General features: G+C 65.0%; 21 protein-coding genes and 2 tRNA genes. 16 read left to right on the top strand and 7 right to left on the bottom strand.

The features are described from left to right. The first annotated feature begins 42 nt into the window (after nucleotides 1–42). The 3 genes from ACIPZ5_RS27080 (at nucleotide 43) to ACIPZ5_RS27070 (ending at nucleotide 1,351) form a co-directional block, all read left to right on the top strand. Nucleotides 43–119 (top strand) — tRNA-Asp (locus tag ACIPZ5_RS27080). Nucleotides 120–259: 140 nt separating this feature from the next. Then, nucleotides 260–336, top strand: a tRNA-Asp gene (locus tag ACIPZ5_RS27075). A gap of 190 nt (nucleotides 337–526) precedes the next feature. Further along, nucleotides 527–1,351, top strand: a complete 825-nt coding sequence (locus ACIPZ5_RS27070) for a DUF2242 domain-containing protein (protein WP_400811619.1) — start codon at nucleotides 527–529, stop codon at nucleotides 1,349–1,351. 224 nt (nucleotides 1,352–1,575) lie between these two features. Here ACIPZ5_RS27070 and ACIPZ5_RS27065 read toward each other — a convergent pair whose 3' ends face one another. Together ACIPZ5_RS27065 and ACIPZ5_RS27060 are read right to left on the bottom strand one after the other, a co-directional pair. Next, nucleotides 1,576–2,616: an AraC family transcriptional regulator gene (locus ACIPZ5_RS27065; protein ID WP_400811616.1), complete on the bottom strand. Its 1,041-nt coding sequence runs from the start codon at nucleotides 2,614–2,616 to the stop codon at nucleotides 1,576–1,578. Between the two features lie 4 nt (nucleotides 2,617–2,620). Next, complete coding sequence (locus ACIPZ5_RS27060; protein WP_400811615.1) at nucleotides 2,621–3,739, bottom strand: nitrilase-related carbon-nitrogen hydrolase; 1,119 nt, start codon at nucleotides 3,737–3,739, stop codon at nucleotides 2,621–2,623. Between the two features lie 187 nt (nucleotides 3,740–3,926). Between ACIPZ5_RS27060 and ACIPZ5_RS27055 the strand changes: the two genes are divergently transcribed. Together ACIPZ5_RS27055 and ACIPZ5_RS27050 are read left to right on the top strand one after the other, a co-directional pair. Beyond that, nucleotides 3,927–5,963, top strand: coding sequence for an FAD-dependent oxidoreductase (locus ACIPZ5_RS27055; RefSeq protein WP_400811612.1), 2,037 nt, complete (start codon nucleotides 3,927–3,929; stop codon nucleotides 5,961–5,963). A 156-nt stretch (nucleotides 5,964–6,119) separates the two neighbouring features. Continuing rightward, a complete protein-coding gene (locus ACIPZ5_RS27050; RefSeq protein WP_400811610.1) occupies nucleotides 6,120–7,019 on the top strand; it encodes a 1-aminocyclopropane-1-carboxylate deaminase/D-cysteine desulfhydrase in 900 nt (299 codons plus the stop codon). On the opposite strand, the gene cybB is transcribed toward ACIPZ5_RS27050, so the two are convergent. Both cybB and ACIPZ5_RS27040 read right to left on the bottom strand, forming a co-directional pair. After that, on the bottom strand, nucleotides 7,010–7,555 hold the full coding sequence (gene cybB, locus ACIPZ5_RS27045; protein ID WP_343599736.1) for a cytochrome b561: 546 nt from the start codon (nucleotides 7,553–7,555) through the stop codon (nucleotides 7,010–7,012). The genes ACIPZ5_RS27050 and cybB overlap by 10 nt on opposite strands. Before the next feature lie 140 nt (nucleotides 7,556–7,695). Further along, a complete protein-coding gene (locus ACIPZ5_RS27040) occupies nucleotides 7,696–8,676 on the bottom strand; it encodes a DUF1853 family protein (protein ID WP_400811607.1) in 981 nt (326 codons plus the stop codon). A gap of 44 nt (nucleotides 8,677–8,720) precedes the next feature. Between ACIPZ5_RS27040 and ACIPZ5_RS27035 the strand changes: the two genes are divergently transcribed. The 11 genes from ACIPZ5_RS27035 to ACIPZ5_RS26985 all read left to right on the top strand — a co-directional run bounded on the left by ACIPZ5_RS27035 (nucleotide 8,721) and on the right by ACIPZ5_RS26985 (nucleotide 20,764). Further along, on the top strand, nucleotides 8,721–9,611 hold the full coding sequence (locus ACIPZ5_RS27035; RefSeq protein ID WP_027919132.1) for an NAD(+) kinase: 891 nt from the start codon (nucleotides 8,721–8,723) through the stop codon (nucleotides 9,609–9,611). Then, the gene (locus tag ACIPZ5_RS27030) at nucleotides 9,611–10,582 is read left to right on the top strand and encodes a metallophosphoesterase (RefSeq protein ID WP_313714190.1); all 972 of its coding nucleotides are present in this window, start codon (nucleotides 9,611–9,613) and stop codon (nucleotides 10,580–10,582) included. The genes ACIPZ5_RS27035 and ACIPZ5_RS27030 overlap by 1 nt, the downstream gene beginning before the upstream one ends. Continuing rightward, nucleotides 10,579–11,445 carry a rhomboid family intramembrane serine protease gene (locus tag ACIPZ5_RS27025; RefSeq protein ID WP_343599731.1) on the top strand — a complete coding sequence of 289 codons (867 nt, stop codon included), beginning with the start codon at nucleotides 10,579–10,581 and terminating at the stop codon, nucleotides 11,443–11,445. Before ACIPZ5_RS27030 ends, ACIPZ5_RS27025 begins: the two co-directional genes overlap by 4 nt. A gap of 13 nt (nucleotides 11,446–11,458) precedes the next feature. After that, on the top strand, nucleotides 11,459–11,719 hold the full coding sequence (locus ACIPZ5_RS27020; protein ID WP_400811604.1) for a YeaC family protein: 261 nt from the start codon (nucleotides 11,459–11,461) through the stop codon (nucleotides 11,717–11,719). Then, nucleotides 11,716–12,546: a DUF2797 domain-containing protein gene (locus ACIPZ5_RS27015; RefSeq protein ID WP_400811601.1), complete on the top strand. Its 831-nt coding sequence runs from the start codon at nucleotides 11,716–11,718 to the stop codon at nucleotides 12,544–12,546. The genes ACIPZ5_RS27020 and ACIPZ5_RS27015 overlap by 4 nt, the downstream gene beginning before the upstream one ends. 13 nt (nucleotides 12,547–12,559) lie before the next feature. Next, complete coding sequence (pepN, locus tag ACIPZ5_RS27010; protein ID WP_400811599.1) at nucleotides 12,560–15,217, top strand: aminopeptidase N; 2,658 nt, start codon at nucleotides 12,560–12,562, stop codon at nucleotides 15,215–15,217. 268 nt (nucleotides 15,218–15,485) lie between these two features. Further along, nucleotides 15,486–16,511 carry a WD40/YVTN/BNR-like repeat-containing protein gene (locus tag ACIPZ5_RS27005; protein WP_400811597.1) on the top strand — a complete coding sequence of 342 codons (1,026 nt, stop codon included), beginning with the start codon at nucleotides 15,486–15,488 and terminating at the stop codon, nucleotides 16,509–16,511. Between the two features lie 20 nt (nucleotides 16,512–16,531). Continuing rightward, nucleotides 16,532–18,907: an RND family transporter gene (locus ACIPZ5_RS27000; protein ID WP_343599793.1), complete on the top strand. Its 2,376-nt coding sequence runs from the start codon at nucleotides 16,532–16,534 to the stop codon at nucleotides 18,905–18,907. A 155-nt stretch (nucleotides 18,908–19,062) separates the two neighbouring features. Further along, entirely contained in the window at nucleotides 19,063–19,353 is a 291-nt protein-coding gene (locus ACIPZ5_RS26995) for a DUF5629 family protein (RefSeq protein WP_085675592.1), read from the top strand. Beyond that, nucleotides 19,319–20,449 (top strand): lactonase family protein, encoded by a 1,131-nt coding sequence (locus ACIPZ5_RS26990; RefSeq protein WP_400811594.1) that lies wholly within the window; start codon nucleotides 19,319–19,321, stop codon nucleotides 20,447–20,449. Before ACIPZ5_RS26995 ends, ACIPZ5_RS26990 begins: the two co-directional genes overlap by 35 nt. Before the next feature lie 138 nt (nucleotides 20,450–20,587). Beyond that, a complete protein-coding gene (locus ACIPZ5_RS26985) occupies nucleotides 20,588–20,764 on the top strand; it encodes a hypothetical protein (protein WP_177408520.1) in 177 nt (58 codons plus the stop codon). A gap of 128 nt (nucleotides 20,765–20,892) precedes the next feature. Here the strand turns inward: ACIPZ5_RS26985 and ACIPZ5_RS26980 are convergent, their stop codons facing one another. From ACIPZ5_RS26980 to ACIPZ5_RS26970, 3 genes are read right to left on the bottom strand one after another with little or no spacing between them, the layout of a single operon-like run. Next, nucleotides 20,893–21,486, bottom strand: coding sequence for a glutathione S-transferase (locus ACIPZ5_RS26980; RefSeq protein WP_400811591.1), 594 nt, complete (start codon nucleotides 21,484–21,486; stop codon nucleotides 20,893–20,895). Beyond that, nucleotides 21,483–25,127: an AAA family ATPase gene (locus ACIPZ5_RS26975; RefSeq protein WP_400811588.1), complete on the bottom strand. Its 3,645-nt coding sequence runs from the start codon at nucleotides 25,125–25,127 to the stop codon at nucleotides 21,483–21,485. Before ACIPZ5_RS26975 ends, ACIPZ5_RS26980 begins: the two co-directional genes overlap by 4 nt. Next, nucleotides 25,124–26,362, bottom strand: a complete 1,239-nt coding sequence (locus ACIPZ5_RS26970) for an exonuclease SbcCD subunit D C-terminal domain-containing protein (protein ID WP_400811585.1) — start codon at nucleotides 26,360–26,362, stop codon at nucleotides 25,124–25,126. Before ACIPZ5_RS26970 ends, ACIPZ5_RS26975 begins: the two co-directional genes overlap by 4 nt. Nucleotides 26,363–26,808: the final 446 nt, after the last annotated feature.

Genomic DNA, 26,808 nt, shown 5'->3' with positions numbered 1-26,808 from the left:
AGACTGATCCCAGTTTCAATCAGGCGTAAGCCTGAACCATACGCAGCGGTAGTTCAGTCGGTTAGAATACCGGCCTGTCACGCCGGGGGTCGCGGGTTCGAGTCCCGTCCGCTGCGCCATCTTCGTTTCAAGGTCCCTAGAACACCTTGAAGCACACACAAATGAAGCGATCAGATATCGCTTTTTTTGTGCCTGCCCTGAGGCGTTAGTGCCGGATGGGTGGACCCAGGTTTCAATCGGGCGCAAGCCTGAATGATACGCAGCGGTAGTTCAGTCGGTTAGAATACCGGCCTGTCACGCCGGGGGTCGCGGGTTCGAGTCCCGTCCGCTGCGCCATCTTCGCCTCAAGGCCCCTTGAACGCCTTGAAGCAACGAGAAAGCGACCTTAGGGTCGCTTTTTTCGTTTCTGGACCATGGCGGCGACCAGATTTACACGAACCTGACAGACTCTTCACCGATCAACGGTTCCTGTGCTTGCCTGCAGTGATGCACAATAGGCATCTTTTTGACTTTCCCGGAATTCGCAATGACCAAGTCATCCGTCTTTGGTGCGCTCGGGCTGGCCCTGGTGCTGGCGGGCGTGACCGGTTGCTCTTCGAAGAAAGCCGCCATCTACGAACACGAGAACTTCGACGACTCGGGGACCTACTCGCGCAGCTTCCCGGTGACCGATGCCGGCTCCTGCGAAGCGGCCCGCCGTGCGCTGCTCAGCCAGGGCTACATCATCACCAGCAGTGGCGCGAACCAGGTGATGGGCAACAAGAGCTTCCAGCAGAACAGCGAAAACCACCTGCAGATCAGCTTCAACGTGACCTGTGCGCCAGACGTCAACGACGACAAGCGTTCGACCATGTTCGCCAACGCGCTGCAGGACCGCTACAGCCTGAAAAAGTCCAACAGCTCGGCCAGCCTGGGTGTCGGTGTGCTGGGTTCGGTATCCATGCCGATCGGCTCCAGCGACGATTCTATGGTCAAGGTCGCCAGCGAAACGGTGACGGCGGCACAGTTCTACGACCGTTACTTCGCCCTGGTCGAAAGCTTCCTGCCCAAGCCGAAGAAGGTTGCCAAGGCCAAGGTCGAGGCGCCCGTGACCAAGCCCGAGAAGCCGGCGCCGGACCTGGGCTTGCCGGAGCAAGCCTCGGTGGCCCCTGCTGTTGCACCGCCAGCGGCTGCACCGTTGGTTGACGCTGCTTCTGCTCCTGCGGCGGCTGCGCCCGCCAGTGAAGCGGTGGCCAAACCGCTGGTCGATGACAGCCAGGGCTCGCAACCGGTGGCGCCGCCAGCGGAGGCTGCCCCGATTCAGGTGCAGCAGGATGCCCAGCCTGCAGCGCCGGCGCCGTCCTCGCTTTAATTCGCTGTTACAGATGTGCGGCGATAAGTTCCTGAACACCTGCTACGTTTACCACTCATGGACTTGTCATTATTCCTTCACCCGGCTCGTTTAGGTTGAAGGCATGACCAATGAAGACAGATGAGAAGAGGAAGCAGGGCGATGGATGACTATCAGGAAGAGCTGCTCGAGTTCCAGGCTTACGAACTGGATCCGCCAGAGCCGGCAGACGACGCTACAGAGCTTTAACCTGCTCGCCGCTGGCTGCGGCGAAACTCCCCCGGCGTAAGGCCCGTCCAGCGCTTGAATGCGCGCTGGAAGGCCTCTGCCGAAGCAAACCCCAACAGATAGGCGATCTCGCCAAAGGCCAGCTCCGTATCGCGGATATAGGCCTCGGCTAGGTCACGCCGCGTGTCATTGAGCAAGTCACGGAAGCGCGTGCCTTCTTCGGCCAGTTTGCGCCGCAGTGTCCAGGTGGGCAGTTGCAGGTGCAATGCCACTTCTTCCAGGTCGGGTTCCCGGCCGCCATTGAGCAACGGCCCGAGCAGGTGGGTAATGCGCTCGCCCAGGCTGCGCACCCGGGTGCGCTGGAGCATTTCCGCTTCACACAACTGCAACAGGTGGCCGAAGGTGCTCGGGCAGTGCTGTGGGTTGGCCAGTTCCAGCGTGCTTCGGCTCAGGCGCAAGCGGTTGGCGTTGGCGGCGAACTGCACGGGGGTGCTGCAAAGGGATTGATACCCGTTGGCGTAGGCCGGTGCCTCGAATTCGACCTCCAGGCGCTCGGCCTGCAAAGGGGTGCCAGCCAGGGCGGCGAGCTGGGCCAGCCAGCCGGCCAGCAGCGAGTCGACCACAAAGCGGTTGTAGTCGTTGTAGGGGCTGATCGAATAGAAACCCAGCCACGCGCCCTGGGCGTCTTCCTGGTAGCTGGAGTGGCCACGGTAGTTGGCGGCGTACAGTGGCTCGAAGCGCAGCAGAGTGCGTGCCGCCTCACCCAAGGTAGGGGCCTGGGCCGCTGTGACGCCGGCCAATCCGGCCTGGGCCAGGCGGTTTAGGCGCCCCATGCGCAGGCCCAGCGAGGGCTCGCCACACAGCGCGATGGCCGCATGCCCAAGGTGCATGTAGCGCGGGATCGACAGGCGCGCACCGGCTTCGGCCAGGCGTGCTGCATCGAGCCCGTATTGCTGCAGGAGTGGCGCCGGATCATGGCCTTGCTCGCGCAGGGCCTCGGCCAGGGGTTGGACGAACCCCACCGAAAGGTCACCCAGGCGCACGCGGGGGCGGCTCATGCGCCTACAGCCACAGGTTCAGCAGGCGCGCGCCGCGACTGGGAGGGCCCGCCAGCAACTCACCTGCCTGATGGGCGAAGCCCTGGCCGTCGCTGCCCTGTTCCCAGAACTGCCCACGCATGAACACGCTCATGCTGCTGACGCTGTCACCTGCGGCCTGGGTCAGGCGTTGCCAGGCGGTCTGCTCGCTGACCTCGCCGCGTTGCAGGCTCAGTTCGGCAGCGGCGTCCTGGTGGCGATTGCCGCGCCAGGGGGCATCCCAGCTATCTTTGCCGCTGAGAAACACCGGGTTGGCGACCAGCTGGACTTGCTGTTGCTCTAACTGATGCTGGTTCTCGGGGTACCAGCTGTCGCTGCCAATCAGCACGCCGAGGCGCCCGGCGGGGGTCTGCACCACTTGCAACGGGAAATGCCTGCCATGGTGGATGTAACGCCGTGTTTCGCTGTCGGGGTATTGCTGGTGTTGCGGTTGGCCCAATAGCGAGCCATCTGCGGCGAACACCATGCTGGTGTTGTACAGCGGCCCGGGGCCAATGTGCAGCACGCCTTGATCGACGTACGGGGCGGGTAGCACGATCGAGCCGGCTACCAGGGTCACGCCGAACTCCTTGGCCAGGCCGCCGAACAGTTGCTGATAATCGCTGGCCATCTGCTGGGCCTTCATGCGCAGGTGGGCATCGGCGCGCCGATCATCGCCATTGGCGCTCAGCATTGCCAGCCCATAGCGCAGCGGGTTGCTCAGCTCCAGCCATTGCTCGGCATCACGGTTGCGGGTGGCCTGGTACAGCTCATTCTTTTCGCCGCGAGCCCATAGCCAGGTGCCGATGTGTTCCGGTAGCACCACGACCGTGCGCGGGCCAACCAGGCCCTTGGCGCGTGCCTGCTCCAGGTAGGCCGAAAGCTTGCGGTGCAGACGTTGCAGGTTCTGGTAGTCGCTGGGGAACAGCAGCGGCTCGACGCCAAGCAGGTTGCCATGCTCGCCAGGCACACCATGGTTGAGCGCCAGTTCGATGCGCAGATCGGAGAGGTAGTGGCCTTCCGGGCGCTGTTGGGTCCAGAGGCCGTAGCCGCAGAGGGCGGCAATCATCACCAGCGCCAGGGCGCCTGCCAGGAGTTTTCGCATGAAGCGGTGAAGTGCCTTGGGAAACGAGGGTTACCTAGGGTAGTACTGCTGTGCGCACGGATCAATAAGTTGTCAGTTTCGATCATTGAGCGCGTTCAAACAGCTGTTTAATGTCGCAGGTAGACAAACGACGGGCACCCGCTGAGGCGCCCGCATTCCGTGATCACGCCACCTGGGGAACCGTACCATGGCTGCCGACCGCTATCCGCATTTGCTGGCCCCGCTGGATCTGGGCTTCACCACCTTGCGCAACCGCACCCTGATGGGCTCGATGCACACCGGCCTCGAAGAGCGTCCGGGTGGTTTCGAACGCATGGCCGCGTATTTTGCCGAGCGTGCCCGTGGCGGTGTTGGCCTGATGGTCACTGGCGGCATCGCGCCGAACGATGAGGGTGGGGTGTACGCCGGCGCTGCCAAGCTCAGCACCGAGGAAGAGGCTGACAAGCACCGCATCGTCACCGAAGCCGTGCATGCCGCAGGTGGCAAGATCTGCCTGCAGATCCTGCATGCCGGGCGCTACGCCTACAGCCCGCGGCAAGTGGCACCGAGTGCGATCCAGGCGCCGATCAACCCGTTCAAACCCAAGGAACTGGACGAAGCGGGTATCGAGAAGCAGATCGCCGACTTCGTAAACTGCGCCGTGCTGGCCCAGCGTGCTGGCTACGATGGCGTCGAGATCATGGGTTCGGAAGGCTACTTCATCAACCAGTTCCTCGCTGCCCACACCAACCATCGCACCGATCGCTGGGGCGGCAGCTACGAGAACCGCATGCGCCTGGCGGTACAGATCGTTACCCGCGTGCGCGACGCGGTAGGGCCGAATTTCATCATCATCTTCCGCCTGTCGATGCTCGACCTGGTCGAGGGCGGCAGCACCTGGGACGAAATCGAGCTGCTGGCCAAGGCCATCGAGCAGGCCGGCGCGACGCTGATCAACACCGGCATCGGCTGGCACGAGGCGCGCATCCCGACCATCGCCACCAAGGTGCCGCGTGCGGCGTTCAGCAAGGTCACCGCCAAGCTGCGCGGCGCTGTGAACATCCCGCTGATTACCACCAACCGCATCAACACACCGGAGGTGGCCGAAGCCGTGCTGGCCGAGGGCGATGCCGACATGGTCTCCATGGCCAGGCCGTTCCTCGCCGATGCGGACTTCGTCAACAAGGCGGCCGCAGGGCGTGCTGACGAGATCAACACCTGCATCGGTTGCAACCAGGCCTGCCTGGACCACACCTTCGGTGGCAAGCTGACCAGCTGCCTGGTCAACCCGCGCGCCTGCCACGAAACCGAGCTCAACTACCTGCCGGTGCGTGCCGTGAAGCGCATCGCTGTGGTCGGCGCCGGCCCGGCAGGCCTGGCAGCGGCCACCGTTGCGGCCGAGCGCGGCCATGAGGTAACGCTGTTCGATGCCGCCAGCGAGATTGGCGGGCAGTTCAACGTGGCCAAGCGGGTACCGGGCAAGGAGGAATTCCACGAGACCTTGCGCTACTTCCGCAACAAGGTGAAAAGCACCGGTGTCGAGCTGCGCCTGAATACCCGGGTCGATGTGCAGGCACTGGTAGGCGGTGGTTACGACGAGATCATCCTGGCCACCGGTATCGCACCGCGTACCCCGGCCATCCCAGGTGTCGAGCATGCCAAGGTGCTCAGTTACCTGGACGTGTTGCTCGAGCGCAAACCGGTCGGCAAGTCGGTCGCGGTGATTGGTGCGGGGGGCATCGGTTTCGACGTTTCCGAGTACCTGGTGCACCAGGGCGTGGCCAGCAGCCAGGACCGCGAAGCGTTCTGGAAAGAGTGGGGGATCGATACGCGCCTGGAGGCGCGCGGGGGGGTTGCCGGGATTACAGCCGAGCCGCATGCGCCCGCGCGTCAGGTGTACCTGTTGCAGCGCAAGAAATCCAAGGTCGGCGACGGCCTGGGCAAGACCACCGGCTGGATTCACCGGACCGGGCTGAAGAACAAGCAGGTGCAGATGCTCAACAGTGTCGAGTACCTGCAGATCGACGACGCCGGCCTGCACATTCGCGTTGGCGACGGGGAACCGCAGGTGCTGGCAGTGGACAACGTGGTGATCTGCGCCGGGCAGGAGCCGTTGCGTGAGCTGCATGAAGGGCTGCTGGCGGCGGGGCAGTCGGTGCACCTGATCGGTGGCGCCGATGTGGCGGCCGAGCTGGATGCCAAGCGGGCGATCAACCAAGGGTCTCGATTGGCCGCTGAACTCTGAGATCGCCGGGGGTGCTTTGCACCCCTTTCGCCGGCAAGCGCGGTTCCCACAGGTGTTGCGCTAGCCGTGAGACTTGCGCGGTCACCCTGTGGGAGCCGCGCTTGCCGGCGATGGGCCGCAAGGCGGCCCCGGGGATTTCTCGGTTAAACTCGGGCGATGCCCAACTCATTCCTGAACCTCCCCGACGCCCCGCTGCAACCCTTCAGCCTGCCCTGGCTGGAAACTGCTCAAGTCAAGGCCGCCATCCTGCGCCTGGACCTGATCGACCCCCTGATCAGCGGCAACAAGTGGTTCAAGCTCCGCCACCACCTGCAGCAGGCCTGTGAGTACGGCGCCCCCGGCCTGATCAGCCTGGGCGGCAATCATTCCAACCACCTGCATGCCCTGGCTGCCGCCGGCAAACGCTTTGGCTTTGCCACCGCTGGCCTGTTGCGCGGCCACCCCCAGGACACCCCCACGGTGCGCGACCTGCAAGGATTGGGCATGGAATTGCACTGGCTGGGTTACGGCGGCTATCGCGCACGCCATGAATCGGGTTTCTGGGCGCCTTGGCAGGCTCGTTATCCGGGCTGGCACTGCATTCCTGAGGGCGGTGGCGGGGCCGCGGGTGCCGAGGGGTGTGCGCTGATCGTCGAGCAGGCCCGTTCGCAGTTGCCTGTGCTGGGATGGTCGGGCTACGACGCCTGGTGGCTGGCCGCAGGTACCGGCACTACCTTGGCCGGCCTGGCCCTTGCCGAGGCAGGGGCACATGCGGTGCATGGTGCCCTGGCGGTGCCGAGGGATCACGGCGTGCCGCAGGCAGTCGCCGAGCTGGCTGGCGCGAAGGGCTACCAGTTGCACGACGCCTGCCGAGGTGGTTTTGGAAAATTCGATGATGAGTTGCTGGCCTTCATCGCCGAGAGCGAGCGTCACAGTGGCGTGCCGCTGGAAGCCCTGTATACCGGCAAGGCCTTGCTGGCCCTGCGTGATCAGGTCGAGGCCGGGCTGTTCGCGCCCGGTACCCGCCTGATCTTCGTCCATACCGGCGGCCTGCAGGGCCGGCGCGGTTACTTGTAGGGCAGCATGCGCAGCAGCGTGTTGTCGCGCTGCACGTAGTGGTGATACAGCCCGGCCAGCGCATGCAGGCCGATCAGCCAGTAGCCCCAGGACGCCACCCGCTCATGCCAGCCTTTGATGAACTTGGCCTGGTCCGGGTCCGGGCCGATCAGGTGCGGCAGCTCCAGGCCAAAGAACGGCACCGGTTTGTCGGCGGCACTGAGAATCAGCCAGCCGGCCAGCGGCAGGCCGATCATCAGCAGGTACAGTGCCAGGTGCATCAGGTGCGCAAGGCCGGTCTGCCAGGCCGGCGGCTTGGGCACGATAGGCGGGGTCGGGCGGACCAGGCGCACGGCCAGGCGCAGCCAGACCAGCACGAACACACTCAGGCCGAGCATGAAGTGCAGGTCTTTCATCAGGTTGCGTTCGGCGCTGTCCTTGGGGAATAGACCGCGCAATTCGATGCAGGCGTAAACGGCGGCCAGCAGCACCAGCATCAGCCAGTGCAGGGCGATGGACAGGCGTGCGTAATGGGGCGCGGGGGTGGATGAAACCATGATCGGTCCTCGTCATCAGGTTGGAATGGCGCTCTTGCTGGCGCTCTGGGGTAACTGTAATCGCTATCCGGGAATATAGTTTTGCGCCAGGTCGGTGAAATTTGTGTTGTCAGTGGCGCCCCTTTCGCGGGCAGGCAAAATCAATTGCTGGGCAAATGCGGCCAACTGTCAGCCACCAGAAACAAGCGCTCGGCTTCCTGCCTGGCGCCCTCGTCATCAGGCTCCAGCCTGACCAGCAACTGCGCCGGTGCATGCTCGTCCAGCTGCTTCAGCCAGTCTCCAGACCGCTGCACCGTCCAGCATTCGTCCGCCTCGACCCGCGCTGGCGCCAGCCAGGCATGCCGCGCCAGTGGTTGCCAGTGTTCATCCGCTGCCATGTGCCAGTCGCTTCGCCTTGCCCAGCGCCCGCGCAGATGCTGGGGGTTGGCGCCTGCAGGCGGCTCGGCGTGCCCCGGCCACGGATAGAACAGGTAGCCGCCCAGCCACAGGTGTGCCTGCACCTGGCCCACCCCTACAGTGGCCAGTGCTTCGCGACTCTGTGAGTCTCCCGACATGGGCAACTGATGCCCGGCCAGGTGTGCCAGTTTGCTGCCGAGCCGATCGTGGCACCCAGGCCCGAGCCAGTGCGCCGGGTCGCGCCCGTCGTCCACGGTCGGCCCCAGGTAGAGCTTGATCGCCAACTCCAGATGGTGAGTGCCTTCGCCATCGCGCAGCAGAATATCCAGCTCGCCCAAGGTCCGCCCGCCCGCGCGAATCGCCAGGTTGGACGCCAGCAACTCGACCCCGGGCGCTTGCGCCAGGGCGAACTGCCACAGACCTTCGTAGTACAGCCCCAGGCGCCGGCTGGTGATCTTTGCCAACCAGTCGCGCAGGGGCAGATCATCCGCATCCAGGGCACACAGCCAGTCGTGCAGGCGCTGCGGATCGCCCACCCAGGCGCTACCCGCCAGCGGATGGCGCTGGGGGCAGGGCGGGGCGCTCAACAGCGCGGGCGACAGCAGGGTCCAGGCCAGGTCGCGCACGGCAGGGCGGCGCAAGCGGCGGGGCAGCTCATGGAGCTCGGCAAATGGCATCATGCTGCGAGCATAGCCGGTTTGCCGCTGCCCGGTCGTTTCGCCCATAATCGCGACATCGTCACCCCGCCGCAGAGCCTCGCAGGAGCCCCATGGAGCAATTTCGCAATATCGGTATCATCGGCCGCCTTGGCAGCTCGCAGGTGCTCGACACCATTCGCCGACTGAAAAAATTCCTCCTCGAGCGCCACCTGCACGTGATCCTCGAGGACACCATCGCCGAAGTGCTGCCCGGCCACGGCTTGCAAACCTCGACGCGCAAGCTGCTCGGCGAGGTCTGCGACCTGGTCATCGTGGTCGGTGGCGACGGTAGCCTGCTTGGCGCCGCCCGCGCGTTGGCCCGGCACAATGTGCCGGTGCTGGGTATCAACCGCGGCAACCTGGGCTTTCTGACCGATATCCGCCCGGACGAGCTGGAGCAGAAAGTCGCCGAAGTGCTCGACGGCCACTACCTGGTGGAAAACCGCTTCCTGCTGCAGGCCGAGGTGCGACGCCATCACGAGGCCATCGGCCAGGGCGACGCGCTCAACGACGTGGTCCTGCACCCGGGCAAGTCGACGCGAATGATCGAGTTCGAGATCTACATCGATGGCCAGTTCGTCTGCAGCCAGAAGGCCGACGGCCTGATCGTCGCCACCCCGACCGGCTCCACCGCCTACGCGCTGTCGGCCGGCGGCCCGATCATGCACCCCAAGCTCGACGCCATCGTCATCGTGCCGATGTACCCGCATACCCTTTCGGGCCGGCCGATCGTGGTCGACGGCAACAGCGAGCTGAAGATCGTGGTGTCCAAGGACCTGCAGATCTACCCCCAGGTGTCGTGCGACGGCCAGAACCACTTCACCTGCGCCCCGGGCGATACCATCACGGTAAGCAAGAAGCCGCAGAAGCTGCGCCTGATCCATCCGCTCGACCACAACTACTATGAGGTGTGTCGCACCAAACTCGGCTGGGGCAGCCGCCTGGGAGGCAGGGACGACTGATGCTCGATCCGGCGCGCAGTTTCGACATCATCGGCGACGTGCATGGCTGTGCACTGACCCTCGAACGCCTGCTCGACGCCCTGGGCTACAAACGCGTCGGTGGCGTGTGGCGCCACCCGCGGCGGCAGGCATTGTTCCTCGGCGACATCGTCGACCGTGGCCCGCGCATCCGCGAGGCGCTGCATATCGTTCACGACATGGTCGAGGCCGGCCAGGCGTTCTGCATCATGGGCAACCACGAGTACAACGCCCTGGGCTGGGTCACCCCGGCATTGCCTGGCAGCGGCAAGTCGTTCGTGCGCGAACACACCCCGCGCCACGCCCGGTTGATCGACGAAACCCTCACCCAGTTCGCCCACCACCCCGGCGACTGGCACGACTTCGTCCAGTGGTTCTACGACCTGCCGCTGTTCGTCGACGCCGGGCGCTTCCGCCTGGTGCACGCCTGCTGGGACCCGCGGCTGATCGAGCCGCTGCGCCAGCAGTACCCTGGCGGGCGTATCGACGAGCACTTCATCCAGGCTTCGGCGGTGTCCGGCAGCTTTGCCGCCACCGTGTGCAACCGTCTGCTGCGCGGCACCGACATGCGCTTGCCGGACGGCCTGACCCTGACCGGCGGTGACGGCCTGACCCGCGCGTTCTTCCGTACCAAGTTCTGGGAAGAAGACCCGCAGACCTACGGCGACATCGTCTTCCAGCCCGATGCGCTGCCCGATGACGTTGCCCGCACGCCACTGAGCCATACCGAAAAAAATGCCCTGCTGCGCTATGCCGAAGACGAACCGATGCTGTTCGTCGGCCACTACTGGCGCAGCGGCCGCCCGGCGCCGATCCGCGCCAACCTGGCCTGCCTGGACTACAGCGCGGTGCTGTACGGCAAGCTGGTGGCCTACCGCCTGGATGATGAAACCCGCATCGACCCGCACAAGTTCGTCTGGGTCGACGTCGAACGCCCGCAGGCCAATCAATGAATATCATCGAAGTGATGCGCCTGCCGCTGTCGGTCGACCTCAGCGGCTTCGTCCACCTGCTGCAGCGCCTGCAGGTGCCGCACCGGGTGAGTGAGGAAGGTGAGGATCAGGTGCTCTGGGCCCCCGACACCCTGGCCGCCGACGTGCGCGAACTTTACCAGCGCTTCCCGGACGGTAACGCCGATGTAGGAGCGGATTTATCCGCGATGGCCCCCACACAGCCCTCCCTGGCTGACCAGGCCAAAGCCTGCAAGGTCACCGCCACCATCCTCGTCCTCTGCCTGATCGTCGCCGGCCTCACCAGCCTTGGCGACAACCTGAACGTCATCAGCTGGTTCACGTTCCTCGACTTCCGCGTCCAGGGTGAATACCTGCACTTCACGCCGCTGGCCCAAGGCCTGGCCGAAGGCCAGTGGTGGCGCCTGGTGTCACCCATGCTGCTGCACTTCGGCGTGCTACACCTGGCCATGAACGGCCTGTGGTACTGGGAGCTGGGCAAGCGCATCGAACTGCGCCAGGGCCCCTGGCTGCTGCTGGGCCTGACCCTGCTGTTCAGCCTGGTGTCCAACCTGGCCCAGCACTACACCAGTGGCCCGAGCCTGTTCGGCGGCCTGTCCGGCGTGCTCTATGGCTTGCTCGGCCATGTCTGGCTGTACCAGTGGCTGGCGCCCAACCCTTACTTCAACCTGCCCAAGGGCGTGCTGGTGATGATGCTGCTCTGGCTGGTGATCTGCCTGACCGGCGTGGTCGGCCAGCTCGGCTTCGGCCAGATCGCCAATGCTGCCCACGTCGGCGGGCTGCTCATCGGATGCCTGACCGGGCTCTTGGGCGGGGCGCTGGCCCGGCGTAAACTGTCGGCTTGAATCAGGAGACACTATGTCCACTTTCGTGCAAATGATCGAAAACATTACCCCGGAAATCTACCAGAGCCTGAAACTGGCCGTGGAAATCGGCAAATGGTCGGACGGGCGCAAGCTCACCGCCGAGCAGAAAGAGCTGTCGCTGCAGGCGGTGATCGCCTGGGAGATGAAAAACCTGCCCGAAGAGCAGCGCACCGGCTACATGGGCCCGCAGGAATGCGCGTCGAAGTCCGCACCCATCGCCAACATTCTGTTCAAGTCGGACTCGGTACATTGATCGAACTCGCTCGTGGCTCTTTGAGCAAGATGGCGGTCAGCCTGCAGGCACCGGTGGTGCAATACAGCTTCCGCCTGGATGAAACCCAGGTGCCGGTCAACCCGCTGATCGGCCAGCGCCTGCGCCTGGAATACCTCGGCGCCATTCACTGCAGCCATTGCGGCAAACGCACCAAGACCAGCTTCAGCCAGGGTTACTGCTACCCGTGCATGACCAAGCTGGCCCAGTGCGACGTGTGCATCATGGCCCCGGAAAAATGCCACTACGACGCCGGCACCTGCCGCGAGCCGTCGTGGGGCGAACAGTTCTGCATGACCGACCACGTGGTGTACCTGGCCAACTCATCGGGGATCAAGGTCGGCATCACCCGCGCCACCCAGCTGCCCACCCGCTGGCTCGACCAGGGCGCCAGCCAGGCGCTGCCGATCATGCGCGTGGCCACCCGCCAGCAATCGGGCCTGGTCGAAGACATCCTGCGCAGCCAGGTACCGGACCGCACCAACTGGCGCACGCTGCTCAAGGGCGACGCCGAAGTGCTCGACCTGCCCGCCATTCGCGAGCAGGTCTTCGAAGCCTGTGCCGACGGCCTGCGCGAACTGCAGGGCCGCTTCGGCCTGCAGGCGATCCAGCCGCTGGCCGACGCCGAAGTGGTGGAGATGCGCTACCCGGTCGAGGCCTATCCGAAAAAGATCGTCAGCTTCAACCTCGACAAGGACCCGGTGGCCGAAGGCACGCTGCTGGGCATCAAGGGCCAGTACCTGATCTTCGACACCGGCGTGATCAATATTCGCAAGTACACGGCCTACCAGTTGGCCGTGCTCCAGTAAAAAGGACCTGCACATGCGTACCGAACAACCGCAAGTGATCTACCTCAAGGATTACCAGGCGCCCGAGTACCTGATCGACGAGACGCACCTGACCTTCGAGCTGTTCGAGGACCACACCCTGGTCCACGCGCAACTGGTCATGCGCCGCAACCCGGCACGCGGTGCCGGCCTGCCGCCACTGGAGCTCGATGGCCAGCAGTTGGAGCTGCTGCGCGCCTCGCTGGACGACCAGGAACTGCAGGCGGGCGACTACCAGCTCGACGCCGACAGCCTGACCGTTCACCCCAAGGCCGAACGCTTCACCCTCGACACCAGCGTGAAGATCCACCCGGAGCGCAACACCGCGCTGGAAGGCCTGTACAAGTCCGGCAAGATGTTCTGCACCCAGTGCGAGGCCGAAGGTTTCCGCAAGATCACCTACTACCTCGACCGCCCGGACGTGATGAGCACCTTCACCACCACGGTGATCGCCGAGCAGCATCGCTACCCGGTGCTGTTGAGCAACGGCAACCCGATCGGTAGCGGGCCGGCAGAAGACGGCCGGCACTGGGCGACCTGGGAAGACCCGTTCATGAAGCCGGCCTACCTGTTCGCGCTGGTGGCCGGTGACCTGTGGTGCGTAGAAGACAGTTTTACTCGCCAGTCCGGCCGCGACGTGACCCTGCGCATCTACGTCGAGCCCGAGAACATCGACAAGTGCGACCACGCCATGGTCAGCCTGAAAAAGTCCATGCGTTGGGATGAAGAAGTCTACGGCCGCGAGTACGACCTGGACATCTTCATGATCGTCGCGGTCAACGACTTCAACATGGGCGCCATGGAAAACAAGGGCCTGAACATCTTCAACTCGAGCTGCGTGCTGGCCCGCGCCGAAACCGCCACCGATGCCGCCCACCAGCGCGTCGAGGGTGTTGTCGCCCACGAGTACTTCCACAACTGGTCGGGCAACCGCGTGACCTGCCGCGACTGGTTCCAGCTGTCGCTCAAAGAGGGCTTCACGGTGTTCCGCGATGCCGAGTTCAGCGCCGACATGAACTCGCGCACGGTCAAGCGCATCGAGGACGTTGCCTACCTGCGCACCCACCAGTTCGCCGAAGACGCCGGCCCCATGGCCCACCCGGTGCGCCCGGACAGCTTCATCGAAATCTCCAACTTCTACACGCTGACCGTGTACGAGAAGGGTGCCGAAGTGGTGCGCATGGTTCGCACCCTGCTGGGCGCCGAGGGCTTCCGCAAGGGCAGCGACCTGTACTTCGAGCGCCACGATGGCCAGGCGGTGACCACCGACGATTTCATCAAGGCCATGGAAGACGCCAACGGCGTCGACCTCACCCAGTTCAAGCGCTGGTACAACCAGGCCGGTACCCCGCGCCTGGACGTCAGCGAAGCCTATGACGCGGCTGCACAGACTTACCGCCTGACCTTCCGCCAGAGCTGCCCGCAGACCCCGGACAAGGCCGAGAAGCTGCCGTTCGTGATCCCGGTCGAATTGGGCCTGCTGGACGCTGCCGGCAACGACCTGCCGCTGCAACTGGCCGGCGAAAGTTCGGCTGCAGGCACCAGCCGTGTGCTGTCGGTGACCGAAGCCGAGCAGACCTTCACCTTCCAGGGCATCGCTGCCAAGCCGCTGCCGTCGCTGCTGCGTGGTTTCAGCGCGCCGGTCAAGCTGAGCTTCCCGTACGACCGTGACCAGCTGATGTTCCTCATGCAGCACGACAGTGACGGCTTCAACCGCTGGGAAGCGGGCCAGCAGCTGTCGGTGCAGGTGCTGCAGGAACTGATCGGCCAGCATCAGCGCGGCGAAGCGCTGAAGCTCGACCAGCGCCTGATCACCGCCCTTGGCACCGTGTTGGGCAACGAAGCGCTGGACCCTGCCATGGTCGCCGAGATGCTCTCGCTGCCAGGCGAAGCCTACCTGACCGAGATCAGCCAGGTGGCCGACGTCGATGCCATTCATGCCGCCCGTGAGTTCGCCCGCCAGCAGATCGCCGAGCAGCTGTTCGACGCCCTGTGGTCGCGTTACCAGGCCAACCGCGAAGTGTCGCGCAACACCGCCTACGTTGCCGCCGCTGAGCACTTTGCCCGCCGCAGCCTGCAGAACATTGCCCTGTCGTACCTGATGCAGAGCGGCAAACCGCAAGTGCTGGAAGCGACCCTGGAGCAGTTCGACCAATGCGACAACATGACCGAGCGCCTGACTGCGCTGGCCGTGCTGGTCAACTCGCCGTTCGAAGCCGAGCGTGCCAAGGCCCTGGAAAGCTTTGCCGAGCACTTCAAGGACAACCCGTTGGTCATGGACCAGTGGTTCAGCGTACAGGCGGCCAGCACGCTGCCGGGCGGGCTGGCGCGGGTCAAGGCGCTGATGCAGCACCCGGCGTTCACCCTGAAGAACCCGAACAAGGTACGGGCGCTGATCGGTGCCTTTGCCGGGCAGAACCTGGTCAACTTCCACGCGGCCGATGGCTCGGGCTATCGCTTCCTGGCGGACCTGGTGATCGAACTGAATGCGCTGAACCCGCAGATTGCCTCGCGTCAGCTGGCGCCGCTGACCCGCTGGCGCAAGTATGACGATGCGCGGCAGGTGCTGATGAAGGGTGAGCTGGAGCGGATTCTCGCTTCCGGTGAGCTTTCCAGCGATGTGTATGAAGTGGTGAGCAAGAGCCTGGCGTAAGCCTGCTGGATCCTGGGGCTGCTGTGCAGCCCTTCGCGGGCAAGCCCGCTCCCACAGAGAGGTTTTTGACCTGAGCCTGTGGGAGCGGGCTTGCCCGCGAAGGGCCGCATAGCGGCCCCAGTTTTTTGGTTAACAAAACATAACGCACCGCGCGTTGTATTCCCGCGACCTTCCCCGATACGATCCCTGCAAGCCTCTAACACAGGCTTTTCACAGCACAGACCCACCAAGAAGAACAGAACAGGGGACGGTCATGAAGGAGCGGGTGATGACGCAGGCCAGGCGTGGTGCCTGGCCACTGGCGGCCGGCGCGATGCTGGCGCTGGCACTGGGAATGTGGGCCGACAGCGCCCAGGCTGCTGCAGCCGACGAATACTCGACCGAATCAGCCAAGGCCAGCCAGAGCCTGCTGATCGGCGCTGCCCATGCCGGCAAGCGCCTGGTGGTGGTCGGTGATCGCGGCCACATTCTGTTCTCCGACGACCAGGGCAGCACCTGGACCCAGGCCCGGGTGCCCACCCGTCAACTGCTCACCGCCGTGTTCTTCCTCGACGACAAGCGCGGATGGGCGGTCGGCCACGATGCACAGATCCTTGCCAGCAGCGATGGCGGCGCCACCTGGAGCAAGCAGTTCGAAGACCTGGCCCGCGAAGCGCCATTGCTCGATGTCACCTTCCTCGACGCCCAGCACGGCTTTGCCGTGGGGGCCTATGGCGCCCTGCTGGAAACCCTCGACGGTGGCCAGCACTGGCAGGACATCGCCGAACGCCTGGACAACCCTGACCAGCTGCACCTAAACGGTATCACCCGGGTGCGCGACGCTGGCTTGTTCATCGTCGGCGAGCAGGGTGGCATGTACCGTTCCAGCGACAACGGCCAGACCTGGGTCAAGGTCCAGGGCCCCTACGAGGGCTCGCTGTTCGGTGTGATCGGCACCGCCAAGGCCAATACCTTGCTGGCATACGGGCTGCGCGGCAACCTGTTCCGCTCCAGCGACTTTGGTGACAGCTGGCAGTCGATCCCGCTCAAGGCCGCGCGCGGCGAGCTCGAATTCGGCCTGGCAGGCGCTACGCTTGTCGAGGATGGCAGCCTGGTGCTGGTCGGCAATGGTGGCAGCGTGCTGCGCAGCACCGATGATGGCCAGACTTTCAGCGTCTACAACCGCAGCGACCGCATTGCCCTGGCCGGCGTCACTGGCCTGGCTGACGGTGGCTTGCTGCTGGTGGGGCAGGGTGGCGTACACCTGGCCAGCGCCGAAGGCGCAGAGCCGGCTGCCAAGGAGGTGCGTCCATGACCAGCAGGGAGAGCATCACCATGCACCCGCATCACCAGGACAAGGCCACGCTGCTCGAACGGCTGATCTTCAACAACCGCCCAGTGGTCATCGCCCTGTGCCTGCTGGTCAGCATTTTCCTGTTCTGGCAGGCCACGCAGATCCGCCCCTCGACCAGCTTCGAGAAGATGATCCCGCTGCAGCACCCGTTCATCGAGCAGATGATGGAGCACCGCAACGACCTGGCCAACCTGGGCAACACCGTGCGCATCTCGGTCGAAGCGGTCAACGGCGACATCTTCGACAAGGACTACATGGAGACGCTGCGCCAGATCCATGACGAGGTGTTCTACATCCCCGGTGTCGACCGTGCCGGCCTCAAGTCGCTGTGGAGCCCCAGCGTGCGCTGGAGCGAGGTCACCGAGGAGGGCTTCTCCGGCGGCGAAGTCATCCCCAATACCTACAACGGCTCCCAGGACAGCCTTGACACCCTGCGCGACAACGTGCTCAAGTCCGGCCAGGTCGGGCGCCTGGTAGGCAACAACTTCAAGTCCAGCATCGTCGACGTGCCACTGCTGGAGAGCTTCCCCGACCCGCAGGACCCCGGCAAGCAGGTCAAACTGGATTACCAGCAGTTCTCGCACCAGCTGGAAGAGAAGATCCGCGACAAGTTTCAGGCGCAGAACCCCAATGTGAAGATCCACATCATCGGCTTCGCCAAGAAGGTCGGCGACCTGATCGACGGCCTGGTGATGGTGGCGATGTTCTTCGGCGTGGCCCTGGTGATCACCTGGATCCTGCTGTACTGGTTCACCTGGTGCCTCCGCAGCACCATCGCCGTGCTCATCACCACCCTGGTGGCGGTGGTCTGGCAGTTGGGCCTGATGCATGCGGTGGGCTTCGGCCTGGACCCGTACTCGATGCTGGTACCGTTCCTGATCTTCGCCATCGGCATTTCCCACGGGGTGCAGAAGATCAACGGCATCGCCTTGCAGTCCAGCGACGCCGACAATGCCTTGACCGCCGCCCGGCGCACCTTCCGCCAGCTGTTCCTGCCGGGGATGATCGCCATCCTCGCCGATGCCGTGGGCTTCATCACCCTGCTGATCATCGATATCGGCGTGATCCGCGAGCTGGCCATCGGTGCGTCCATCGGCGTGGCGGTGATCGTCTTCACCAACCTGATCCTGCTGCCGGTGGCGATCTCCTATGTCGGCATCAGCAAGAAGGCCATCGAACGCAGCAAGAAGGACGCGACCCGTGAGCACCCGTTCTGGCGCCTGCTGTCGAACTTCGCCAGCGCCAAGGTGGCGCCGGTGTCCATCACCCTGGCTTTGATCGCCTTCGCCGGCGGCCTGTGGTACAGCCAGAACCTGAAGATCGGCGACCTTGACCAGGGTGCGCCGGAACTGCGCCCGGATTCGCGCTACAACCAGGACAACAACTTCATCATCAGCAACTACTCGACCAGTTCCGACGTGCTGGTAATCATGGTCAAGACCCCGGCCGAGAGCTGCTCGATCCACTCGACCATGGCCCCGATCGACGAGCTGATGTGGACCATGCAGAACACCCCCGGCGTGCAGTCGGCGATCTCCCTGGTGACCGTGTCCAAGCAGGTGATCAAGGGCATGAACGAGGGCAGCCTGAAGTGGGAGACGCTGTCGCGCAACCCGGACATCCTCAACAACTCCATCGCCCGCGCCGACGGCCTGTACAACGCCGACTGCTCGCTGGCGCCAGTGCTGGTCTTCCTCAACGACCACAAGGCCGAGACCCTGGAACGTGTTACCGCAGTGGCCAAGGCGTTCGCCGACAGCCATGACAAGGAGGGCCTGCAGTTCCTGCTGGCAGCGGGCAACGCCGGGATCGAGGCGGCCACCAACGAGGTGATCAAGTCGGCCGAGCTGACCATCCTGATCCTGGTCTACCTGTGCGTGGCGGTGATGTGCATGATCACCTTCCGCTCGTTCGCCGCGACCCTGTGCATCGTCCTGCCGCTGGTGCTGACCTCGGTGCTGGGTAACGCACTGATGGCGTTCATGGGGATCGGCGTCAAGGTCGCCACCTTGCCGGTGGTAGCCCTGGGCGTGGGCATCGGCGTGGACTACGGCATCTACATCTACAGCCGCCTGGAAAGCTTCCTGCGTGCCGGCCTGCCGTTGCAGGAGGCTTATTACCAGACCCTGCGTTCGACCGGTAAAGCGGTGTTGTTCACCGGCCTTTGCCTGGCGATCGGCGTGTGCACCTGGATCTTCTCGGCGATCAAGTTCCAGGCCGACATGGGGCTGATGCTGACCTTCATGCTGCTGTGGAACATGTTTGGCGCGCTGTGGCTGCTGCCGGCGCTGGCGCGGTTCCTGATCAAGCCGGAGAAGATGGTGGGCAAGGAGGGGGGCTCCATTTTCGCCCATTGAGTCGCCAGGGGCTGCTTTGCAGCCCATCGCCGGCAAGCGCGGCAGTCCAGGAACTGCGGCGCTGCACAAATCTCTGTGGGAGCCGCGCTTGCCGGCGATGGGCCGCAAAGCGGCCCCAGGGTTATACTGCCGTCTCATTTCTGATCGGTATCCCCATGTCCCCCCTCGCCACCGCCCTCGCATCCTGCGACATGCTCCTGATCGATGGCCTGCACGCCTTCGATTTCACCTGCGACGAATCCGGCCTGACCATCGAGTGCATGGACGGCCGCCAACTGCGCCGCTGGTCATTTACCCCCGAGCAGATCGCTGCCGCCACCGGTGCCAATGATGAATGGCAACTCAACGATGCCCAGGGCGAGCATCGTCTAGTCTGTATGAGTGCCTTCCGCGCCCCGGATGAAGACGACGATGAACCGGATCTGGACCCGCCTGCTGACCGCTAGCCTGATGAGCCTGACAATCGCCGCCCACGCCGCCACGTTGCTGGTGGGCAGCTACACCGATGGCCAGAGCCAGGGCATCTACCGCTACGCCTTCGACAGCAAGACAGGGCAGATCGACCCGACGCCGCAGCAGGTGGTCAAGAGCGTCAGCCCGTCGTGGCTGGTGCTGTCGGCCGACCAGCGCCAGCTGTTCGCGGTCAATGAAACCCCGAACGGCCACGTCAGCAGCTTCAGTGTCAGTGCCAAGGACGAGATCAAGCCGCTGAACCAGGTGAGCAGCCGTGGCGACGAGCCGACTCACGCCAGCCTCAGCCGCGACCAGCGCTACCTGTTCGTCGCCAACTACGCCGTCGCCCCCGACCCGGGCGGCAGCCTGGTGGTGATCCCGGTGGCCAAGGATGGCAAGCTCAAGGACGTGGTGCAGCAGTTGCGGCACAAAGCCAGTGGCGTCAACCCCGAGCGCCAGGCCGGGGCCCATGTGCATTCGCTGGTGCTGTCGCCGGATGGCCAGCATGTGTATGCCTGCGACCTGGGGGCCGACAAGGTGTTCATCTACCGCTACGACGGCGCCAGCGCCGATCACCCACTGAGCCCGGCGATCCCGGCGTCGGTGGACCTGCCGCCCGGCAGCGGGCCACGCCATCTGCTGTTCGATGCCAAGGGCCGGCACGCCTACCTGACGCTGGAGATGAGCGGTGAAGTGGTGATGTTCGACGTCGAAGACGACGCCTTGCTGGAGCGCCAGCGCCTGCCGCTGACCGACCGGCAGGATGCCGCCGCCAAGGCCTCGGGTGGCCTGCACCTGTCGGCGGACGGGCGCTTCCTGTATGTCAGCAACCGCGGCACGGTGAACGAGATCGTGGTGTTCAGCGTGGGCAAGGACGATGGCCAGCTGGCCTTCCTGCAACGTCGTTCGGTGGAAGGCGACCACCCGCGCGAGTTCGCCCTGGACCCGAGCGACAACTTCCTGCTGGTGGCCAACCAGAAGAGCAACCAGATCGTGGTCATGCGCCGCGACCCGCGTAGCGGCAAGCTCGGCGAGACGGTGCAGCGCTTTACCCAGGATGCGCCTTCGGACCTCAAGTTCATCAAGTGAGGCGCGTCACAAGGACTATCGATACGGGTAATAATCCTTACCAGCGCAATGAATTTCTGCGGGCGACCTCAGCGGCGTAAGTTTGACCCAAGGCCCAAGCGGCTGAACGTCAAACCACACAAGTCGAGGTCAGCCACCATGAACTTCAATCTCTTCCCCGTGATTGCCGCATCCGCCATTTCCGCTTCCGTCGTGCTTCCGGCCCATGCCCATGCCGACAGCAGCAAGGCCACCGCCACCCACAGCTACACCGAGCAGTACCTGCGCCAGAGCGCCAACTTCCATGCGGCACTGAGTGGCAAGCAAAACCATTGATCCAGGTTGACTCGGACCTTGTGGGAGCGGGCTTGCCCGCGCATCAGGCACCGCGGTGCTTGGCACCGGCATAGCCGGTGTTCGCGGGCAAGCCCGCTCCCACAGGGACTGAGTTGCAATCGAAGGTGCTAGCGAGCCATTACGGACTTGAACAGCTCCGAAGCCAGCCACCCCTCCAGCCAGCTCCGCACCCGCGGATAAGCCGCCTCGGCGAACCACTGCGGTTCGACCCCGGCAAACTGGCGCATCAGGGGCAACAGGGCGGCATCGGCCAGGCTCGGGTGAGCGGCCAGCAGGTAGGGCCGGCCTTCGAGCAACTGCTCTAGCTCTGCCAGCCAGGCTTCGGCCTGTTGGCGATAGTGCTCGCGTGAGTGCTCGGGGTAGCGCTCGGCGTACTTGTACAGGTTCACCTGCGCCTTGAAGGTGCTGTCGTTGCGGGCAATCAGCGCCTCGGCGTGTTGCGCGGCAGCGGGGTCGGCCTGCAGGCGCCAGTCCTCTGGATCATGCTGCTGCAGCGCCCAGCGCATGATGTCCAGGCTCTCTTCCAGTACACCGGCACCGGTATCGAGCACCGGCACCGTACCCTTGGGCGACAAAGCCAGCAGCTCTGCCGGCTTGTTCTTCATCGCCACCTCGACGACCTCCACCGCGCAGCCGGCATAGCGCAGCGCCAGGCGCGCACGCATCGCCCACGGGCAGCGGCGGAACGAGTAGAGGATCACCCGCACACCTCCACGTCGCTCAGGCCATTGCCCTGGCGGCGCACCTGGATCTGCACCGGAATGCGCTCGTGCATTTCCTGCACGTGGGAGATCACCGCGACCTTGCGGCCCTGGGCCTGCAAGCCGTCGAGGGCATCCATGGCCAGTTGCAGCGACTCCGGGTCGAGGCTGCCGAAACCTTCGTCGATGAACAGCGATTCGATGCGCAGGGTGCTCGAGGCCATCGACGCCAGGCCCAGGGCCAGGGCCAGCGAGACCAGGAAGGTTTCCCCGCCGGACAGCGAGTGCACCGAGCGCAGCTCGTCGCCCATTTCGGTGTCTAGCACCAGCAGGCCCAGGGCGCTGCCGCCGCGCTTGAGGCGGTAGCGGCGCGCCAGCTGGCGCAGCTGGGCGTTGGCGTGGTGCAGCAGCAGGTCGAGGTTGTAGCCTTGGGCTATCTTGCGGAACACGTCGCCCGAGGCCGAGCCGATCAGCGCGTTCAGCCGCGCCCACCGCTGCCATTGCTGGTAGGCCTGCTCGATTTCCCCGGCCAGGGCCTGGCTGGCCTGCTGGCGGCGTTGGTCGTCGGCCTGCTGCGCGCGCAGTTCGGCGCACTGCTGCTCGTGGCCGGCCAGCCGCTCGCGCAGCTCGCCCAGTGCCTGCTCAAGGTCTTCGAGCGAAGCGTCGACGCTCATCTGCGTGGCATGTTGCTGCAGGCGTTGTTCACGTTCCTGGAGCAGCACGCGGTTCTGTTCGATGGCCTTCTCGGCACGTTGCAGGCGCTGGCGCAGCTCGCCCAACTGGGCATCGTCGATGGCCAACAGGCGATCCAGCCCGGCGTCGTCCAGCTCCGGATGCTCGGCGCGCCATTGGGCGATGTCGCCTTGCAACTGCTGGCATTCTTGCGCCAGTGCCTGCTGCTGCTGGGTATTGGCCTTGAGTTCGCTGGCCAGTTGCACGGCCTGGGTGCGCAAGTCCTGCAGCTGCTGGGCGGTGTCTGCCTCGACGGCGCGGGCCTGCTCCAGCTGGCTGTCCATGTGCTGCTGCCAGGCTTCGGCACTGGCCTGCTCGCCAAGCAGCTCGGCCAGGGCGGCCTGGGCCTGCTGGCGCTGCGTGTCGAGTGCGGCGAGCTGCTGCTGCGCCTGCGTCAAGGCCTGTACGCGCGCTTGTTGCTGGTCGCGCAGCTTGTCCAGCTGAAGCTGACGCGCCTGTTGTTCTTCCTGCTCGTCCTTGCGTTGCTCCAGTTGTTGCAGGCGCTGGGCGATCTGTTGATCGAGGGCCAGGAAGGCATTGGCCGGGTCATCGCTCAGGGCTTTGAGGACATCGCCCGGAAGCACATTGGCCAGGTCATTGAGCCCTTGCTCCAGCTGTTGTTCATCGCTGGCCAGTGCCTGGTGCTGCTGGTCGAGATGGCGCTGGGCCTGCTGCTGGGCTTGCTGCGCGGCCTGCAGTTGCTGGTTCAGGCGCGCAGCATCCTTTTGCAGGGCGAGCAGGGCGCTCTGGCGTTTCTCGTCCTTGGCGATTTCTTCGTCCAGGCGCCGCAGCTGGCTGTCGAGCCAGGCGCTCCGAGCCTTGTCGTCCTGCGGGGCGAGGGCAGGCCAGAGGCTGTGCGCCTGCACCTGGGCCACCAGCGCCTGCAACTGTTCGCCAAGCTGTTGCTGTTGCTGCTGGTAATCCTTGAGCTGGGCGTTGACCACGCCAAGCTGGGTGCGCAGTTCGACCAGCTTGCCGTTGAGGGTTTCGACCTGTGTCTGCGCCGCGTCCTCTTCGGCCTGGTCATGGCGACCGAGGCTCTGCAGCAGTGCTTCGGGTTGGTGGAACGGGTGCTCGGCGCTGCCGCATACCGGGCAGGGCTCACCGTCGCGCAACTGGCCGCGCAGTTCTTCGACGCTGGTATTGCGCGCCAGGCGCTGGCGCTGCAGCAACTGGCGGGTGAGGTTGAGCGCCTGTTCGGCGGCTTCCAGTTCGGCCTTGGCTGCGGTGCCTTCGCCGATCAGTTGCTGGCGCTGCTGCATGGCCTGTTGCTGGCGCTCACGCAGGGCGTCGAGCTGCTGGCGCAGTTCCAGTTCACGGCCGTGCAGGCGTGACAGTTCCTCGACGGCGCGTTGCTGCTTGCGGTTCTCCTGCAGCATGTTGCCGAGCAGGTCGATCTGTTCGGCCAGGGCTTGGGGCTCGGCCTTGGCTTCGCGGAACAACAGCTCGAAGTGGTCGCGCTGGGCCTGCAATTGGGCATTGGCCTGGCTGGCCTGGGCCTGCAGGCCGGGCAACTCCTCGCGGCCCTTGGCCAGGCGGCCGCCGATCAGCATCACCTGCTTGAGCTGCGGCAGGTAGGCTTGCCAGGCATTGGCCAGGCCGGCCAGGTGCTGGCTGTCGGCCAGGGCCGTATCGATCTGGGCCAGTTGCTGCTGGCTGCGCTGCTGGTTTTCTTCCGTCTGCTGCAGTTGTTGCTGGCCCTCGGCGACAAGCTGTTCGGCTTGCTGACAGACCGCGTGTTGCTCGACCTTTTGCTGGTCGAGGCGCACCAGGTTGTCCTGGCCGGCGAAGGCCTGGCGCAGGCGCGGGGCATTCTCGCTGTGCAGGGTCTGGCTCTGCGCCAGGGCCTCGCGAGCTGCCACCAGCGCCTGTTCCAGCGCTGCGGTGCGCGTTTGCAATTCGGTTTGCTGGCGCTGTTGTTCGGCGATCTGTGCTGTGACCGGTGCCAGTTGCGCGCCGAGCATCTGCTGGCGGTGGAACTGGTGGCGCTGCGGTGCCAGGCGCTCCAGGCGCTGCAGGTCGAGGCGCTGCTCGGCCAGTTGCTGCCAGTCCTGTTCGGCAGCTTGCAGGGTGGCGCCGGCTTCGGCGTGCTGGGCCTGCAGCTGGTGTTGTTCCTTGAGCCAGCTGCGTTGCTGCTCCAGCTGACGCTCGCCAGCCTGGTCGGCCTTGAACTGCTGCAACGCCTGTTCCAGGCGCTGGTCGAGTTCGGCGCGGGCGTCGGCGGCCATCGGCAGCAAGTGGCTGGCGCGGTCCTTCAGGGCGTTGTGCGCTTCGGCGGTTTCCCGCGCCTTGCTGAAGGCGCGCTGGCCGAGGCGGGTGTAGATGGCGGTATTGGTGAGCTTTTCCAGCAGCTCGCTGCGCTCTTTGTCATCGGCCTTGAGGAAGGCGCCGAACTCGCTTTGCGCCAGCATCACCGCGCGGGTGAACTGCTCGAAATTCAGGCCCAGGCGGGCTTCGATCAGTTGCTTGTATTCGTTCTTGCCGCTGCCCAGCACTTGTTCGCTGTCCAGGTCGTACAGGCTCTGGCGGCTGAGCTGCAGCTTGCCATTGGCCTTGTCGCGGGCGCGGTTGGCTTCCCAGCGGGCACGGTAGCGGTGGCCGTCGATACCGACGAAGTCGACTTCGGCAAAGCCGCTGCCGGTGCCACGGCGCAGCAGGTTGCGCGGGTCCGACGTGGGGATCTCGCCGTCGGCGTCCGGCACCTTGGCTTCGCGGCCGATGTCGTTCAGGCGCGGCACGGTGCCGAACAGGGCCAGGCACAGGGCATCGAGCAAGGTGCTCTTGCCGGCACCGGTCGGCCCGGTGATGGCGAACAGGCCGGCGCTGGCCAGGGGCTCGGCGGTGAAGTCGATGTCGACCGGGCCGGCCAGGGATGCCAGGTTCTTCAGGCGGATGGCGAGAATCTTCATGGCTGTTCCTCTTCCAGCTGGACGTCCTGCAGCAGCAGGGCGAAGTCGGCCAGGGCCTGCTCGTCGACGGGGTTGCCGTAGGCCTGTTCCCAGGCGCGGCTGAACAGGTCCTGCGGGGTCATCTGCGCAAGCTCGATGAATTCCAGTTCATCGTCTTCGCCAGGGCCGTTACCTGCGTACTCGGTACTGATACGGATCAGCCGCACCGCCTTGCCGTGCAGGGCGCCTTCGATCTGCTGGCGCAGGTCGGGTTGCGGTTCGTCCAGGCGTACCCGCACCTCCAGCCAGGGCTGGCGGTTGGGGTCGTCGAGCAGGTCGATCACCGGCAGCTCGGCCAGTTGCTCGAGCAGTTCACCCAGTGGCGCCGGGCCGACCCGCTGCAGGGCCACCGCACGCGGTACCGGGCGCGGTTCGACGCTGACCAGCTGGCTGCCCTCGAGCTCGACTTCCAGCACCTGGTGCGGGTAGTTGATTTCGGCGAACGACAGCGGGATCGGCGAGCCGCTGTAACGGATGCGGTTCTCGCGGTTGACCTTCTGCGGCTTGTGCAGGTGGCCGAGCGCCACGTAGCTGATTGACTTGTCGAACAGCTTGGCCGGCAAGGCCTCGGCATTGCCGATGATCAGGCTGCGCTCGGAGTCTTCGGACACCGCGCCACCGGCCATGTGGGCATGGCTGATGGCGATCAGCGCCTGGTCCTTCTTGCGCTTCTTCTGCGCCGCGCCAATCAGCTGCTGGTGCACCTGGGTGATGCCTTGCAGGTAGTCGTCGCCCAGCTGCGGGCCGGTGACTTCGGCCGGGCGCAGGAAGGGCAGGGCCAGGCACCAGGCGGCGACCTTGCCGCGGCCATTGGTCAGCGGGATCAGCAGGCGTTCGGCATCCAGCTGGCCTTCGTCGAGCCAGTGCACCCGGCCCAGCGCGTGGGTGCGCAGGCGGCGCATGAGCGCGGCCGGCAGCTCGATGCGCGAGCCGGAGTCGTGGTTGCCGGCGATCATCACGATGTCCAGCTTCGGCTGCTGCTCATGGGCCTGGACGATGAAGTCGTAGAGCCGCTCCTGGGCTTTGACCGGCGGGTTGACGGTGTCGAAGATGTCGCCGGCGATCAGCAGCGCGTCCGGCTGGCGCAGGCGCAGCTGGCCGAGCAGCCAGTCGAGGAAGCAGGCGTGTTCGAAGTCGCGTTCCTGGCCGTGCAGGCTTTGGCCCAGGTGCCAGTCGGAGGTGTGAAACAGACGCATGGATGACCTGTTGGTGTCGAGTCAGCAAGCCGGGGCTTGGCGTGAATGATGGGCTTCGCGGAGCCGGGTATGGTAACCCAACCCCGGGCGACACGGCAGTTGCTCCCGGCAGGTAAGTGCGAGGGGTGGTTTTTTTGTAACACTTGATGCAGCGGCCCTTGAGTGCGGTTTTACCCGCGAGCGAGGGCTAAGCCCTTGTCAGCCGCGCATCTGGCGCAAAGCAGCGCCGTTGCTGAGCCGGCGTCCTGCTCACGACGACGGGGGCTCGCAGGCTGTGTAGGAAGACGTGAAATCGCCCGGTTTCCCGGTCCTACAAAGGCGTTTTTTCCTCAACACACCGTTCATTGCTGGCCCTTCGATCATTGCCCTAACCTCCGAACGCTTCTCGCATTCAAGGACAACGCAATGATCATGGACCTGGCCGCACGCCTGACGCCGCAGCATCG

The sequence above is a fragment of the Pseudomonas sp. NPDC089428 genome (genome assembly GCF_044749325.1).
Lineage (GTDB): Bacteria > Pseudomonadota > Gammaproteobacteria > Pseudomonadales > Pseudomonadaceae > Aquipseudomonas.
The sequence above is the reverse complement of the archived record's forward strand: the minus strand, read 5'-3'. Positions and strand labels throughout refer to the sequence as shown.